This is a genomic window from Streptomyces sp. VNUA24 (assembly GCF_029167005.1).
GTDB classification, from domain to species: Bacteria; Actinomycetota; Actinomycetes; order Streptomycetales; family Streptomycetaceae; genus Streptomyces; species Streptomyces scabiei.
In genome coordinates this window covers 8,137,589-8,153,260 of the sequence record NZ_CP119143.1, presented here as the reverse complement: position 1 = coordinate 8,153,260, position 15,672 = coordinate 8,137,589, and the positions used below count along the sequence as shown (strand labels likewise).

The following is a 15,672-nucleotide window of genomic DNA, read 5'->3' as shown; positions in this document are numbered from 1 at the left end:
AGCCGGACGCGGCGGTCACACGGGGTCACTTGCTGTAGTCCGGGACCAGCTTGGCGATCGCGGTCTCGGCGTTGCCGAGGCCCTTGTCGAGGGACTCCTTGCCGCCGGCGATCGCGAGCAGCTCGGTGTCGAGCGGGCCCCACAGGGAGCTGTACTCGGGCAGCTCGGGGCGCGGCCGGGCGGCGGCGAGCACGGTCTGGTAGCCGGCGATGCCCGGGTCGGCCTTCACCTCGGCGGTGTAGGCGTCGTCGCGCGTGGGCAGCGTGGAGTTCTTCAGGGCGATGGTCTCCTGGGACTTCGCCGAGGTCATGAACTCGATGAACTTCAGCGACGCCTCCTGGTGCGCCTTGTCGGAGCCGGCGTACACGGAGAGGTTGTGGCCGCCGGTGGGGGCGCCCGCCTTGCCGCTGGTGCCGGCCGGGACGGTGGCGATGCCGAGGTTGGCCTTGTCCTTGAACGCCGAGCCCTTGTAGAAGTTGGTGATCTCCCACGGGCCCTGGATGATCGAGGCGACCTTGCCGTTGACGAAGGCGTCCTGGATGTGGGCGTAGGCGTCGGCGGTGGTGTCCGCCTTGTGCAGGCCCTTGCCGTCGAAGAGGCCGAGCCAGGTGCCGTACGCCTTCTTGGCCTCGGGGGAGTTGACGGTGATCTTCTTGGCGGGGACGTCGACGGTGTCGGTGCCGTCGCCGTAGAGGAAGGACTGGGCGTAGTACGCCTGGGTGGAGCCCCAGTAGCCGTCGACGCCGGTCTTGCCCTTGATCGTGGCGGCGGCCTTCTTCAGGTCGTCCCAGGTCCTGGGGGCCTCGGTGAGGCCGGCCTTTCCGAAGAGCTGCTTGTTGTAGACCAGCGCGAGCGTGTCGGTGACGAACGGGACGCCGTAGGTCTTGCCGTCGTACTGGGCCTGCTTGATCAGGCTGGGCTGGAACTTGTCCTGGTCCTTGAGGGCCTCGGTGCCGTCCAGCGGCAGGAAGAAGCCCTTCTTGGCGAAGGCGGGGGTCCAGCCGACCTCGGAGCGCAGGATGTCCGGGGCGCCGGTGGCGCCGGCGGCGGTGTCGAACTTGTTCTGCGCCTGGTCGAAGGGCACGTTGACGTACTTGACCTTGATGTCCTTGTGGGCGGCCTCGAACTCCTTGACCAGGGCCTTGTACGTCGGCGCCTCGTTGGTGGCGTTGGACGTGTCCCACCAGGTGAGGGTGACCGGACCGCCGGCCGAGTCGCCGCTGTCGCTTCCGCCGCAGGCCGTCGCCGTGAGGGCGATCGACGCCGCCAGCGCGGTGGCCGCTATGCCACGCCGCATGAGATCTCCTTGAGGGTGAAAGCCCGTGTGCCGGGAGGGAGGGCCCCGTCTGCCGTCCCCGCCGAGTGCCGGCGCGCCGTTGCCGCCGCCGGGCGTGGCCGAACGTAACAGCGATGTAAGCCGGACGAAAGACCTTGCTGCAAAAAAATGCAAGAACCGATGACGGTTACCCCTCCGTGACCTGCCGATGATCCCCACGAAACCCTGCATCCGGGCCGATCAGCGGAGTTCCGGACGACCATGAAAGACTCTGCAAGCTCTTGCCACGACACGCGCGCAGGGGCAATCATCACTTTCGTCAGCGCCTTGCGGGCGCGGGTCGTGGGCTGCGGCAGCCACCCCGCTCCCGTGCGAGGGCGCCCCCACGGACACCGACCAGAATCACGAGGGACCGCGATGACGCAGCAGCCCGCAGCGGGCCGCACCCCCGCCCGCACCCGACGCAGGGCCGGTGGGCAAGCGCAGGCCCGGCCGGTACAGTCCCCTGCTGTGACCACACGGCTTGCCGACATCGCAGCCCAGGCGGGGGTCAGTGAGGCGACTGTCAGCCGCGTCCTGAACGGGAAGCCGGGCGTCGCCGCGACCACTCGCCAGTCCGTTCTGGCCGCCCTCGACGTGCTGGGCTACGAGCGGCCGGTCCGGCTGCGGCAGCGCAGCGCGGGGCTGGTGGGCCTCATCACCCCGGAGCTGGAGAATCCCATATTCCCGGCCCTGGCCCAGGTCATCGGCCAGGCGCTGACCCGGCAGGGCTACACCCCGGTCCTCGCCACCCAGACCCCCGGCGGCTCGACCGAGGACGAGCTGACGGAGATGCTCGTCGACCGCGGGGTCGCCGGCATCATCTTCGTCTCCGGACTGCACGCGGACACCTCGGCCGACATGCAGCGCTACGAGCAACTGCGGGCCCAGGGCGTGCCGTTCGTCCTCGTGGACGGTTTCTCGCCGAAGGTGCAGGCCCCCTTCATCTCGCCGGACGACCGGGCGGCGATGTCCCTCGCGGTGACGCATCTGGTGTCGCTGGGACACACCCGGATAGGGCTGGCCCTCGGGCCGAAGCGTTTCGTGCCGGTGCAGCGCAAGATCGAGGGGTTCGTCCGCACGATGCAGGACCAGCTGGGGCTGGCGGCCGCGGCGGTCGAGACGGAGCTGGTCCAGCACTCCCTGTACACCCTGGAGGGCGGCCAGGCCGCGGCCCTCGCGCTCATCGACCGGGACTGCACGGCGGTGGTGTGCGCGAGCGACATGATGGCGCTCGGCGCGATCCGGGCGGCCCGGCAGCGCGGTCTGCAGGTGCCGCAGGACGTCTCGGTCGTCGGCTTCGACGACTCCCCGCTGATCGCCTTCACCGATCCCCCGCTGACGACCGTCCGCAAGCCGGTCCCGGCGATGGGGCAGGCGGCGGTGCGCACGTTGCTGGAGGAGATCGGCGGGACCCCCGCACCGCACAGCGAGTTCGTGTTCATGCCGGAACTGGTGGTGCGGGGATCGACCGCTTCGGCCCCTGGGGACCGGAGTCGTCCCTAGGACGGAGAAGACGGGGGTGGGCGCCATACGTACGGAGGACAGGTATCTCCGCAGTACCCCGACGAACGTGCGTGATGAACCCGACCAGAGGATGATCGGTGGGGTACCGCTTATCTGGCAGACTCTGTGCCCATGGGTGAGGCGACCGTGACGACACTGGAGGAAGGCCGGGAGCAGGCCGCTCCGCGGTCCGTCACGGACGCGCCGGAGCGGGGGTTCCTGCACCGGCTGAGGGCTCCGCGCCGCCCGCGTCTGTGGTTCGAGATCCTGCTGATCGCCGTGAGTTACTGGACGTACTCGCTGATCCGCAACGCGGTCCCCGAGCAGAAGGCGCAGGCCCTCGCGAACGCCGACTGGATCTGGAAGGTGGAGCACCACCTCGGGATCGCGGTCGAGGAGACGATCAACCACTCCGTGAACTCGGTGACATGGCTGATCGTCGGCATGAACTACTACTACGCGACCCTGCACTTCGTCGTCACGCTCGGTGTCCTCACGTGGATCTACCGTAGTCATCCGGGCCGCTACGCGGCGACCCGTCTGGTCCTCTTCGCCACCACCGCCGTGGCCCTGGTCGGCTACTACTTCTACCCGCTGGCCCCGCCGCGGCTGATGAACGGCGAGCACTTCATCGACACGGTCGTCGTCCACCAGACCTGGGGTTCGATGGCCTCGGGCGACCTGAAGAACATGTCGAACCAGTACGCCGCGATGCCGTCGATGCACATCGGCTGGTCGCTGTGGTGCGGGCTGACGATCTTCGCGCTGGCGTCGGTGCCGTGGGTGCGGGTGCTGGGCCTGCTGTACCCCACGCTGACGCTCGTCGTGATCGTCGCCACCGCCAACCACTTCTGGCTGGACGCGGTCGGCGGCATGCTCTGCCTCGCCTTCGGCTACGCGGTGGCCCGCGTCTGGTACGGGTCGCTGCCGTACGCGCTGCCGCGCCGGGTCGCGGCGGGGGCCGGGGAGAGGGACCCCGCCCCGCTCAAGGCGTAGCGCCGGCTGCCGTGCCGCGCGGGCCCGAGGCGTCGGCGGCGTCGGCGGCCTCCCGCAGCGCCCGCACGAACGTGGTCAGGGCCGGCTGCGGTGGAGCCGTCGCGCGTACGGCGACGTGGAGGGAGCGCCGGGGTTCCGGGCCGGTGAGGCGGCGGACGACGACGTCCGGGTGGGGGGTGCCGAGACCGAGGCCGGGGACCAGGCCGACGCCCAGTCCGGCGGCGACGAAGCCCTGCGCGGTCGTGTAGTCCTCGCTCTCGACCACGAACCGGGGCCGGAAACCGGCCTCGGCGCACGCCTCCAGCTGCGCGTCCAGGCACGGCCCCGGCCGCTCGCTGCCGACCCACGGTTCGGCGGCGAGGTCGGACAGCGCCAGGCCGGTCCGGCCGGCGAGGGGGTGCGCGGCGGGCAGGACGGCGAAGTAGGTGTCGTCGAGCAGGTGCAGCAGCCGTACGCCGTCGGGGGTGTCACCGCGCGGCCGTACGACGAGGGCGAGGTCGGCCGCGCCCTCCTTGACGGCCGGGAGCGGGTCGTCGGGGTCGATGAGCCCCAGCTCGATCCGGACGCCGGGGTGCTCGGCGCGCAGCCGGGCGACGGCGGGGGCGACCAGGGCGGCGCCGGCGGTGGCGAAGTACCGCACGGCCAGCCGTCCCGTGCGCCCCGCCCGCAGGTCGGCCAGCGCGGTCTCCGCCTCCGCGACCTGCCGGCCGATCGTGTCGGCGTACTCGGTGAGCAGCAGCCCGGCCGCCGTGGGCCGCACGCCGCGTCCGACCCGCTCCAGCAGCGCGGTCCCGGCCTCCTTCTCCAGGGCCGCGACCTGCTGGCTGATCGCGGAGGGGGTGTAGCCGAGGGCGGTCGCGGCGGCCGTCACCGAGCCGCTGGTCACCACGGTCCTGAGCACCTGCATCCGACGCACATCGAGCATGTAGACCAGCTTAAAGGTATGTGCACCATTCTTCGCTTGTCCTTATCTGTCCGCCGTCCGATCGTGGGTGCATGCCTCTCGCGTCCACACTCCGCATGGCCGTGCTCGCCCTGCTCTGGGGCTCCGGCTTCCTCTGGATCAAACTCGCCCTCGACCACGGGCTGTCCCCGCTGGCGATCACCGTCACGCGCTGCGCGCTGGGCGCCGGGGTCCTGCTCGTCCTCGCCCTCGTCATGCGTCAGCGCCTCCCCCGCGACCGGCGGACCTGGGGGCACCTGGCGGTGGCGGCCTTCTTCTGCAACGCCCTGCCGTTCGCCTTGTTCGGCATCGGCGAGCAGACGGTCGACTCGGGCACGGCGGGTGTCCTGAACGCGACGACCCCGCTGTGGGCCCTGCTGCTCGGCCTTCTCCTCGGCACCGACCGCCCCCTGTCCCCCGCCCGCCTCACCGGACTGCTGCTCGGCTTCACGGGAGTCCTGCTGATCTTCGCGCCCTGGCAGCGTTCGGGGCTGATGACCCAGGGCGCGCTCGCCCTGCTCGGGGCGGCCCTCAGCTACGCGGTGGCCTTCGCGTACATGGGCCGCCGTCTGACGGGCCGCGACGCCCCGCTGGCGGTGTCCGCCGCGCAGCTCCTCGCCGCGACGGGGTGGGCCGCCCTGGCCCTGCCCGCCGGCGGTCCGGGTACGGCGGGGGCGGACGCGACCGCCGTGGTCGCGGTCGTCGTCCTGGGCGTCTTCGGCACGGGCGTGACCTTCTACCTCAACTACCGCCTGATCGAGGACGAGGGCGCCACGAGCGCGGCGACGGTCGGCTATCTGCTGCCGGTGGTGTCGGTCACGCTGGGCGCGCTGTTCCTGGACGAGCGGGTGGGGGCGCGGGTGATCGCGGGGATGGCCGTGGTGCTGACGGGAGTGGCACTGACACGGCGGGGCACGGGGGCGACGAGGGCGGCCGCGACCGTGCGGCTCACCCCCCGTAGAACAGCTCCTCCACCACGCCCCGAGCGCGTCGGGTGATCCGGCGGTAGTCGTCGAGCATGTCGCCCACATGGCCGGGGCCGTAGCCCAGGTAGCGGCCCACGGCGCCGAGTTCGCGGCCGTCGGAGGGGAAGGTGTCGCCCGCCCGGCCCCGGACGAGCATGACGGCGTTGCGGACGCGGGTGGCCAGCACCCATGCCTCGTCCAGGGTCGCCGCGTCCTCGGCGCTCACCAGGCCGGCCGCGAGCGCGGCGGCCAGGGCCTCGCGGGTGCGGGTCGTGCGCAGGCCCGGCTCGCCGCGGGCGTGCCGGAGCTGGAGGAGCTGGACGGTCCACTCCACGTCGGACAGACCGCCGCGGCCGAGCTTGGTGTGCAGGGTCGGGTCGGCGCCGCGCGGCAGCCGCTCCGACTCCATCCGGGCCTTCAGACGCCGGATCTCACGGACCGCGTCGTCGCCGAGTCCGGCCGCCGGATAGCGCAGCGGATCGACGAGTTCGACGAAACGGCGGCCCAACTCCTCGTCACCGGCCACGGGTTCGGCTCGCAGCAGGGCCTGCGACTCCCAGACCAGCGACCAGCGGCGGTAGTACGCCTCGTACGACTTCAACGTCCGTACGACGGGGCCGGACTTGCCCTCGGGGCGGAGGTCCGCGTCGATGAGGAGGGGCGGGTCGGCGCTGGGGATCTGGAGCAGGCGCCGCATCTCGGCGACGACCGCGTTCGCGGCGCGGGCCGCCTCCTGCTCGTCGACGCCCTCGCGCGGCTCGTGGACGAACAGGACGTCGGCGTCGGAGCCGTAGCCCAGTTCGTGACCGCCGAAGCGGCCCATGCCGATGACGGCGAAGCGGGTGGGGAGGGTGTCGCCCCAGCGGTCGCGGACCACGGCCCGCAGCGTGCCGGCCAGGGTGGCGGCGTTGAGGTCGGAGACCGCGCCCCCGACGAGGTCCACGAGGGCGCCCTGGTCGGCGGTGGCCGGGGTCTCCTCGGTGCCGTAGGAGCCGACGATGTCCCTGGCCGCCGTACGGAACAGTTCGCGGCGGCGGACCCCGCGCGCGGCCGTGACCGCCTGCTGGGCGCCGTCGGCGCGGTTCACGGCGGCGAGGATCTCCTGCTCCAGGTGGGCGCGCGTACGGGGTTCGAGCCCGCCGGCGCCACCGGCGGCCCCGTCCCCGTCGCCGAGCAGCGAGACGGCCTCGGGGGCGCGCATCAGCAGGTCGGGGGCGAGGCGGCCGGCGGAGAGCACCCGGGCCAGGTTCTCGGCGGCCGCCCCCTCGTCGCGCAGCAGCCGCAGGTACCAGGGCGTCTTGCCGAGCGCGTCCGAGACCTTGCGGAAGTTGAGGAGCCCGGCGTCCGGGTCGGCGGAGTCGGCGAACCAGCCCAGCAGGACCGGCAGCAGTGTGCGCTGGATAGCCGCCTTGCGGGAGACGCCGGAGGCCAGGGCCTCCAGATGGCGCAGGGCGGCCGCCGGGTCCGCGTACCCGAGGGCGACGAGCCGCTCGCGGGCCGCGTCGGCGCTCAACCGGGTCTCGCCGGGGGCGAGTTGGGCGACGGCGTCGAGGAGCGGACGGTAGAAGAGCTTCTCGTGCAGGCGGCGGACGACGGCAGCGTGGCGCCGCCATTCCCGGTTCAGTTCCACGACCGGATCGGTGCGCAGGCCCAGGGAGCGGCCGATGCGCCGCAGGTCCTCCTCGTCCTCGGGGACGAGATGGGTGCGGCGCAGCCGGTAGAGCTGGATGCGGTGTTCCATGGACCGCAGGAAGCGGTAGGCGTCGTCGAGCTGGGCCGCGTCGGCCCGTCCCACGTAACCGCCGGCCGCCAGCGCCCCCAGCGCGTCGAGCGTGGTCCCGCTGCGCAGCGAGGTGTCGCCCCGCCCGTGCACGAGCTGGAGCAGCTGGACGGCGAACTCGACGTCCCGCAGGCCCCCCGGCCCGAGTTTGAGCTGCCGGTCGACCTCGGCGGCCGGGATGTTCTCGACGACCCGGCGGCGCATGCGCTGCACGTCGGCGACGAAGTTGTCCCGCTCGGCGGCCTGCCAGACCAGCGGCTGGAGCGCGCTGACGTACGCCTCGCCCAGCTCCAGGTCCCCCGCGACCGGCCGGGCCTTGAGCAGCGCCTGGAACTCCCAGGTCTTCGCCCAGCGTTGGTAGTACGCGAGATGGCTGCTCAGCGTGCGGACGAGCGGCCCGTTGCGGCCCTCGGGCCGGAGATTGGCGTCGACGGGCCAGATGCTGCCCTCGACGGTCGTCTCCGAGCAGATCCGCATCATGTGCGAGGCGAGGCGGGTGGCGGCACGGATCGCCTTCTGCTCGTCGGCGCCGTCCGCGGTCTCGCCCACGAAGATGACGTCGACGTCGGAGACGTAGTTCAGCTCGTGGCCGCCGCACTTGCCCATCGCGATCACCGCGAGCCGGCACAGCGCCGCGTCGTCCGGCGCGGCGGCGCGGGCGATCCCGAGGGCGGCGCGCAGGGTGGCGGTGGCGAGGTCGGCGAGTTCGGCGGCGGTCTGGGCGAGGTCCGTCGTCCCGCAGACGTCACGGGCGGCGATGGAGAGCAGACAGCGGCGGTAGGCGATGCGCAGCGAGACCGGGTCGGTGGCCTCGGCGAGCCCCTGTTCGAACTCCGCGACGCCCGGATGCAGATCCTGCGGCTCGTACGTCACGAGCGCCTGCCAGTCCTGCGCGTGCCGGGCCAGATGGTCGCCGAGCGCGGCGGACGCGCCGAGCACCCCCAGCAGCCGGTCCCGCAGCGGCTTGGCCGCTATCAGGGTGTCCAGCACCGCCTGCCGCGCCGTACGGTCCGGCTGGGCCTCCAGCAGCCGGACGAGGCCCAGCAGCGCGAGGTTCGGGTCGGCGGTCGCCCCCAGCGCGTCCAGCAGCACCGGGTCGTTGCGTACGGCGGACAGTTCCTCGCTCTCCAGCAGCCGCTCGGCGGCGCTCGGATCGGTGAACCCGTGCCGCAGCAGTCGCGTGAACGTGCTGCTCCTGCGCCCCGGCGCCGTCATCCCCGGCCTCCCGTCGGATCAAGCCCGCTCATCCGTTCACCCGATCACCCGACTTCATCGATCAAGGTCGTACGGGCACGAGCCTAACCGGAGTGGCGCACGGAAGCGCCGGTCGGCCGTCGGCGGGCCGGGCCGCCCGTCCCCCGGCGACGACCGCGGCTCACGGACCGCGGCCCGGCGGGCATTCCGGTACCGACGTCCCGGTACCGGCGTCCCGGGGGGCCGCATTCTCCCGCTCCGGGGCTAACCTGCCGTCGTGGGGGACGAAGAAGACGCGACGGGCGACGGGGGCGGCGAGGGTGCGGCACGGACCCGGTCGTGGCGGGCGGCGGTGTCGTCACCGACGGTGGCGTCCACCGTGCTGCTGGAGCTGGTCGGCGGCGTCGTGGCCGGCCTCATCGCCCTGGCGGGGTGGCCGTTCGGATGGCTGCCCGACCCCGGTCTGCTCGCGCTCACGCTGAGCATTCCCGCGTGGCAGCCCTCGGCGGAGCTGTACCGGGACGCGCGACCGCCGCGCGGTCGCGCCCTGACGGCCGCCTTCCTGACGCTGGCGACGGTGTCGCTGCTCCTGGCCGCGGCCGTGAACGGGGCCCTGCCCGCCACGGCCGACCCGGGCATCGGCCTCCTCGTCGGCTACGCCCTCGCGATCCCGGTCGCCGCGACCGTGCTGGTCCGGTTCCTCGGCACCCCGGAGGCGGGCTGACCGCCGGTCCGCGCTCCGCGCCGACGGGGCGGGGATGAGTTTCCGGGCCCCGCGGGGTCTGCCCCTGTGACAGCACCTGACAGGGATCAGGTGACCGGCGGCAGAAGACAGGAAGCGATCCCATGTCCGACATCGGCACCCCGCAGACCCGGCTCGACCCCCGCTACAGCGATCCCGCCGCCACCGCGCTCCCCTGGCCGGAGGCCGAGGCGCTGCTGTCCGCCTCCGCGATGTTCTGGATCTCGACGGTACGGCCGGACGGGCGGCCGCACGTGACGCCGTTGCCGACCGTGTGGTCACAGGGGGCGCTGCATTTCTGCACCGGCCCGGAGGAGCGGAAGGCGAGGAACCTCGCGCGGAACCCGCACGTCGTGCTGACGACCGGCACGAACACCTGGGACGAGGGATACGACCTGGTCGTGGAGGGCGAGGCCGTACGCGTGAGCGACGACTCCCGGCTGCGGGAGCTGGCGGCCGGGTGGGAGGCCAAGTACGGCGGTTTCTGGCACTTCGACGTACGGGACGGCTGTTTTCACCACGGCGCGGGACACGCCTACGTCTTCTCGGTGGCGCCCGGCACGGTTTTCGGCTTCGGTAAGGGGGAGCCGTTCAGCCAGACGCGCTGGCGGTTCGGCTGAGGAACCGTGAGAGCCGTTGCACGCCCTCGCACAGGCACTCTCGTCAACGGCGACTTGGAGGACCAGGGATGCAGTACACGCTCGAAGTGATTCCGCTGCCCGTCAGCGACATCGACCGGGCCCGGGACTTCTACCGGGACAAGGTCGGCTTCCACGTCGACATCGACCAGGAGGTCATGCCGGGCATGCGGATCGTGCAGCTGACTCCCCCGGGCTCCGGCTGTTCCATCGCCCTCGGCGACGCCATCTGGGACATGGCCCAGGGGACGAAGCCGGCTCCCGGCGCGTACCAGGGTCTCCAGCTGTGCGTCGCCGACATCAAGGCGGCCCACGCCGAACTCCGCGAACGCGGCCCGGACGTCTCGGACCCCGTCCAGTACGCCCCGGACGACGGCGCCACCTTCATGTACTTCACGGACCCGGACGGCAACGGGTGGGCGATCCAGGAGTACCGCCGCCGGGCCACGGAACCCCTGCACCGGGTACTGACGGACCTGGCGGAGCAGCGCTAGCGACAGCACGCCCGTACGCCCGCGCTCCGGCGGGCGACATGCCGAGGGGCCGACGGTCCACGACCGTCGGCCCCACGTGCCGTCACAGCGGGAAACCCGCTCTGCCCTGCGCCTACAGCACCGGCAGGTTCTTCCGCAGCTCGAAGGCGGTCACCTCGCTGCGGTACTCCTCCCACTCCTGGCGCTTGTTGCGCAAGAAGAAGTCGAAGACGTGTTCGCCCAGGGTCTCGGCGACCAGGTCGCTGCGCTCCATGAGGGACAGGGCCTCGCCCAGGTTCTGGGGGAGCGGCTCGATGCCCATCGCGCGGCGTTCCGCGTCCGAGAGGGCCCAGACGTCGTCCTCGGCGCCCGGCGGCAGCTCGTAGCCCTCCTCGATGCCCTTGAGGCCGGCGGCCAGGAGCATCGCGTACGCCAGGTAGGGGTTCGCGCCGGAGTCCAGGGAGCGGACCTCGACCCGGGCCGAGCCGGTCTTGCCGGGCTTGTACATGGGGACGCGGACCAGGGCGGAGCGGTTGTTGTGACCCCAGCAGATGTACGAGGGGGCCTCGCCGCCGGCGCCCGCGGTGCGCTCGGAGCCGCCCCAGATGCGCTTGTAGGAGTTGACCCACTGGTTGGTCACGGCGGCGATCTCGGCCGCGTGCTTGAGCAGGCCCGCGATGAAGGAACGGCCGACCTTGGAGAGCTGGTACTCCGCGCCGGACTCGTAGAACGCATTGCGGTCGCCCTCGAAGAGGGAGAGGTGGGTGTGCATGCCGGAGCCGGGGTGCTCGGAGAACGGCTTCGGCATGAACGTCGCCTGGACGCCCTGCTCCAGCGCCACCTGCTTCATGACCAGGCGGAACGTCATGATGTTGTCGGCGGTGGAGAGCGCGTCGGCGTAGCGGAGGTCGATCTCCTGCTGGCCGGGGGCGCCCTCGTGGTGGGAGAACTCGACCGAGATGCCCATGGACTCCAGCATGGTGATCGCCTGGCGGCGGAAGTCCATGCCGACGTTCTGCGGGGTGTGGTCGAAGTAGCCCGAGTTGTCGGCCGGGGTCGGGCGGGAGCCGTCCGTCGGCTTGTCCTTCAGCAGGAAGAACTCGATCTCGGGGTGGGTGTAGAAGGTGAAGCCCAGGTCGGAGGTCTTCGCCAGGGCGCGCTTGAGGACGTAGCGCGGGTCGGCGAAGGACGGGGAGCCGTCGGGCATGAGGATGTCGCAGAACATCCGGGCGGTGCCGGGGGCCTCCGCGCGCCACGGCAGGACCTGGAAGGTCGACGGGTCCGGCTTGGCGATCATGTCGGACTCGTACACACGGGCGAAGCCCTCGATGGCCGAGCCGTCGAAGCCGATGCCCTCGTCAAACGCCTGTTCCAGCTCGGCGGGGGCCACGGCGACGGACTTCAGGAAGCCCAGCACGTCCGTGAACCACAGGCGTACGAAACGGATGTCGCGCTCCTCCAACGTACGGAGCACGAACTCCTGCTGCTTGTCCATCTTCCGCTTCCACCCATTCCTTGCTGGTCAGGCCGCCTTGCTCCCGAGCGACGGGAGGCGGTCGGGCACCTGAGCATCCCACCACAACACCATTTCGTACGCGTTGCGCACCTTGATCGACTGACCGACCTCCGGCCGAACGCCCGGCATACGGCAGGTGTACCTCCCGCTGTGCGGGTGTACCGCTCTCGGTGCGGTTCAACCGCTCTGCCGACCATCTTGCCTGCTCGGGCCGACATCCGTAACGCCCGTGTCGTTCCGTGGGCGGGCCGCGGGGCCGACGGGGCAGCATGGGAGGCGGGATCCCTCGTTTACGAGAGGGAGCCGATCAAATTACGATCAGCTGATCCGACCGTCCCATCCGACCCATCCCCCACTAAGGACACACCCCATGGCCGCCAAGACCAACAGCAGCGGGGACCGCAAGGCACGCATCGAGGCGATGCGCCGTGCCGAGCGCTCCCGTGAGCGCCGGAACCGGATCCTCACGATCGGCGCCAGCGTGCTGATAGTCGCCGGCCTCGTGGTGGGCGGGACCGTCCTGATCCGCTCGCAGTCCGACGACGGCGACAGCGTGGCGAGCGACTCCAAGTCGACGGGCAAGTGGAAGACCGGGTCCGACGGCGTCAAGACCTGGAGCACCAAGCTCACCCAGAACCACGTCACCAAGAGCGTGACGTACCCGATGGAGCCCCCGGTGGGCGGCGACCACAACCCGGTCTGGCAGAACTGCAACGGCGACGTCTACGACAAGGCGATCAAGAACGAGAACGCCGTGCACTCGCTGGAGCACGGCGCGGTCTGGGTGACGTACAACAGCAAGGCTTCCGAGGCCGATGTGAAGGCGCTCGCCGAGAAGGTGAAGAAGACGCCGTACACGCTGATGAGCCCGGTCGAGGACCAGAAGGACCCGATCATGCTCAGCGCGTGGGGCCACCAGCGCACGGTGACCGGCGCGAAGGACCCGGACGTCGCCAAGTTCTTCGAGTCCTACGTCCAGGGCAAGCAGACGCCCGAGCCGGGTGCCGCCTGCACCAACGGCATCTCCTAGCGGCAGCGGCCTGGGACAGTGGGAAGCATGAAGCACATCGGTTGGATCGCCTCCGGGGCCGCGGCGGTGCTCGTCGCGGCCGGAGCGATCACCTACGCGGTCGCCGACGGCGACGATTCCGGGCTCAAGGCCCCCGCGGCGGACTCCGCGGACGCGGGGTTCGCCCGGGACATGGCCGTCCATCACCAGCAGGCCGTCGAGATGTCGTACATCGTGCGCGACCGGACGGACGACGAGGAGGTCAGGCGGCTCGCGTACGACATCGCGCAGACGCAGGCCAACCAGCGCGGCATGATGATCGGCTGGCTCGATCTGTGGGGCCTGCCGAAGGTGTCGTCGGACAAGCCGATGGCCTGGATGGGCATGGCCGACATGGCCTCCGGCGAGGACGGCGCGCTGATGCCGGGGATGGCCACGAACGCGGAGATGGACAAGCTCGGCAAGCTGAACGGCAAGCAGGCCGAGATCTTCTACCTCCAGCTGATGACCGACCACCACAAGGGTGGCGTGCACATGGCGCAGGGCTGCGTCTCCAAGTGCACGGTCGGCGTGGAGAAGAAGCTCGCGCAGGGCATGGTCAACGCCCAGGAGTCCGAGATCTCGTTGATGACGGGGATGCTGAAGGAGCGAGGGGCCGCGCCGCGGTAGCGGCCGTTGGCCGCGGTAGCGCACGCCCGGCGTGCGGGGCGCGTGGGAGCGCCGGCGTACAGGGGCGCGATGGCGCCGGAGCGCGGAGGCACGGGGGCGCACCGAACGTGGGGCGCCCCACACCCCATAATGTCGCTCTGACGATTACACTGGCCCCGTGCCTCAACTTCGTCTCGCTTTGAATCAGATCGACTCGACGGTCGGCGACATCGCCCAGAACGCCGAGGCGGTGGTCCGCTGGACCCGGCACTCCGCCGAGCAGGGAGCGCATCTGGTCGCGTTCCCCGAGATGGTGCTGACCGGGTATCCCGTCGAGGACCTGGCGCTGCGCCAGTCCTTCGTGGAGGCGTCCCGCTCCGCGCTGGGGGCGCTCGCCGCACGGCTCGCCGACGAGGGCTTCGGGGAGCTGCCGGTGGTCCTCGGCTACCTCGACCGTTCCGAGTCCGCCGCCCCGAAGTACGGCCAGCCCGCGGGGGCTCCGCGCAACGCGGGGGCGGTGCTGTACCGGGGCGAGGTGGCGCTCACCTACGCCAAGCACCACCTCCCGAACTACGGCGTGTTCGACGAGTTCCGCTACTTCGTGCCCGGCGACACCATGCCCGTCGTCCGGCTGCACGGCGTCGACATCGCCCTCGCCATCTGCGAGGACCTCTGGCAGGACGGCGGCCGCGTGCCGGCCGCCCGGTCCGCCGGGGCCGGGCTGCTGCTCTCCATCAACGCCTCGCCGTACGAGCGCGACAAGGACGACACCCGCCTCGAACTGGTCCGCAAGCGCGCGCAGGAGGCCGGCTGCACCACCGCCTACCTGGCGATGATCGGCGGCCAGGACGAGCTGGTGTTCGACGGCGACTCCATCGTGGTGGACCGGCACGGCGAAGTGGTCGCGCGGGCGCCGCAGTTCTCCGAGGGGTGCGTCGTCCTCGACCTGGACCTGCCGGCGGGCGCCGCCGAGCCGGTCGCCGGGATCGTCGACGACGGGCTGCGCGTGGACCGGCTCGTCATCTCCGAGGAGCCGCTGCCCGCGTACGAGCCGGAGCTGACCGGCGGGTACGCGGAGCGCCTCGACGACGACGAGGAGGTGTACTCGGCGCTGGTGGTCGGTCTGCGGGCGTACGCGGCGAAGAACGGCTTCCGGTCCGTCCTGATCGGCCTCTCGGGCGGCATCGACTCGGCGCTCGTCGCGGCGCTCGCGTGCGACGCGCTGGGGGCGCAGAACGTGTACGGCGTGTCCATGCCGTCGAAGTACTCGTCGGACCACTCCAAGGGCGACGCGGCGGAGCTGGCGCGCCGCACCGGGCTCAACTTCCGGACGATCTCGATCGCTCCGATGTTCGACGCGTACATGGCGTCGACCGAGCTGACGGGACTGGCGGAGGAGAACCTCCAGTCGCGGCTCCGGGGAACGCTGTTGATGGCGATCTCCAACCAGGAGGGCCACATCGTGCTGGCGCCCGGCAACAAGTCGGAGCTGGCGGTGGGGTACTCGACGCTGTACGGCGACTCGGTGGGGGCGTACGGCCCGATCAAGGACGTGTACAAGACGTCGGTCTTCCGGCTCGCCGAGTGGCGCAACCGGGCGGCGGCGGAGCGGGGGCAGACCCCGCCGATCCCGGAGAACTCCATCTCCAAGCCGCCGAGCGCCGAACTGCGTCCCGGGCAGGTCGACACGGACTCCCTGCCGGACTACCCGGTCCTGGACGCGATCCTGGAGCTCTACGTCGACCGCGACCAGGGCGCCGACGCGATCGTGGCCGCCGGGTTCGACCGGGAGCTGGTGGTCAAGACGCTCCGCATGGTCGACACCGCCGAGTACAAGCGGCGCCAGTACCCGCCGGGCACGAAGATCTCCCCGAAGGGGTTCGGCAAGGACCGCCGGCTGCCGATCACCAACCGGTGGCGCGAGCAGGCGTAGGCGGGCTTCGGGGC

At 71.5% G+C, this 15,672-nt stretch carries 13 protein-coding genes; 9 read left to right on the top strand and 4 right to left on the bottom strand.

The annotated features are described in order from the left end of the window. Nucleotides 1-25: 25 nt before the first annotated feature. Nucleotides 26-1,297: an extracellular solute-binding protein gene (locus PYR72_RS34935; RefSeq protein WP_275459006.1), complete on the bottom strand. Its 1,272-nt coding sequence runs from the start codon at nt 1,295-1,297 to the stop codon at nt 26-28. 489 nt (nt 1,298-1,786) lie between these two features. Between PYR72_RS34935 and PYR72_RS34930 the strand changes: the two genes are divergently transcribed. Then, on the top strand, nt 1,787-2,821 hold the full coding sequence (locus tag PYR72_RS34930) for a LacI family DNA-binding transcriptional regulator (RefSeq protein ID WP_275459005.1): 1,035 nt from the start codon (nt 1,787-1,789) through the stop codon (nt 2,819-2,821). A 132-nt stretch (nt 2,822-2,953) separates the two neighbouring features. After that, nucleotides 2,954-3,817: a phosphatase PAP2 family protein gene (locus PYR72_RS34925; protein ID WP_275459004.1), complete on the top strand. Its 864-nt coding sequence runs from the start codon at nt 2,954-2,956 to the stop codon at nt 3,815-3,817. Here PYR72_RS34925 and PYR72_RS34920 read toward each other — a convergent pair. Then, complete coding sequence (locus tag PYR72_RS34920) at nt 3,807-4,742, bottom strand: LysR family transcriptional regulator (RefSeq protein ID WP_275459003.1); 936 nt, start codon at nt 4,740-4,742, stop codon at nt 3,807-3,809. The two genes, PYR72_RS34925 and PYR72_RS34920, sit on opposite strands and share 11 nt — an antisense overlap. Before the next feature lie 71 nt (nt 4,743-4,813). Between PYR72_RS34920 and PYR72_RS34915 the strand changes: the two genes are divergently transcribed. Further along, nucleotides 4,814-5,758 (top strand): DMT family transporter, encoded by a 945-nt coding sequence (locus tag PYR72_RS34915; RefSeq protein WP_275459002.1) that lies wholly within the window; start codon nt 4,814-4,816, stop codon nt 5,756-5,758. On the opposite strand, the gene PYR72_RS34910 is transcribed toward PYR72_RS34915, so the two are convergent. Further along, a complete protein-coding gene (locus PYR72_RS34910; RefSeq protein ID WP_275459001.1) occupies nt 5,709-8,720 on the bottom strand; it encodes a bifunctional [glutamine synthetase] adenylyltransferase/[glutamine synthetase]-adenylyl-L-tyrosine phosphorylase in 3,012 nt (1,003 codons plus the stop codon). The genes PYR72_RS34915 and PYR72_RS34910 overlap by 50 nt on opposite strands. Before the next feature lie 256 nt (nt 8,721-8,976). Here PYR72_RS34910 and PYR72_RS34905 point away from each other — a divergent pair, with 256 nt between their 5' ends. From PYR72_RS34905 to PYR72_RS34895, 3 genes are all read left to right on the top strand, one after another. Beyond that, nucleotides 8,977-9,423, top strand: coding sequence for a hypothetical protein (locus PYR72_RS34905; RefSeq protein ID WP_275459000.1), 447 nt, complete (start codon nt 8,977-8,979; stop codon nt 9,421-9,423). A gap of 122 nt (nt 9,424-9,545) precedes the next feature. Continuing rightward, entirely contained in the window at nt 9,546-10,061 is a 516-nt protein-coding gene (locus tag PYR72_RS34900) for a pyridoxamine 5'-phosphate oxidase family protein (RefSeq protein WP_275458999.1), read from the top strand. 68 nt (nt 10,062-10,129) lie between these two features. Further along, entirely contained in the window at nt 10,130-10,573 is a 444-nt protein-coding gene (locus PYR72_RS34895; protein WP_275458998.1) for a VOC family protein, read from the top strand. A 112-nt stretch (nt 10,574-10,685) separates the two neighbouring features. Here PYR72_RS34895 and PYR72_RS34890 read toward each other — a convergent pair whose 3' ends face one another. After that, complete coding sequence (locus tag PYR72_RS34890; RefSeq protein WP_005478482.1) at nt 10,686-12,047, bottom strand: glutamine synthetase family protein; 1,362 nt, start codon at nt 12,045-12,047, stop codon at nt 10,686-10,688. A gap of 391 nt (nt 12,048-12,438) precedes the next feature. Between PYR72_RS34890 and PYR72_RS34885 the strand changes: the two genes are divergently transcribed. The 3 genes from PYR72_RS34885 (at nt 12,439) to PYR72_RS34875 (ending at nt 15,658) form a co-directional block, all read left to right on the top strand. Next, the gene (locus PYR72_RS34885; protein WP_275458997.1) at nt 12,439-13,098 is read left to right on the top strand and encodes a DUF3105 domain-containing protein; all 660 of its coding nucleotides are present in this window, start codon (nt 12,439-12,441) and stop codon (nt 13,096-13,098) included. Between the two features lie 27 nt (nt 13,099-13,125). Beyond that, nucleotides 13,126-13,746 carry a DUF305 domain-containing protein gene (locus PYR72_RS34880; RefSeq protein WP_275458996.1) on the top strand — a complete coding sequence of 207 codons (621 nt, stop codon included), beginning with the start codon at nt 13,126-13,128 and terminating at the stop codon, nt 13,744-13,746. A gap of 157 nt (nt 13,747-13,903) precedes the next feature. Then, a complete protein-coding gene (locus PYR72_RS34875; protein ID WP_275458995.1) occupies nt 13,904-15,658 on the top strand; it encodes an NAD+ synthase in 1,755 nt (584 codons plus the stop codon). The last annotated feature ends 14 nt before the right edge of the window (nt 15,659-15,672 follow it).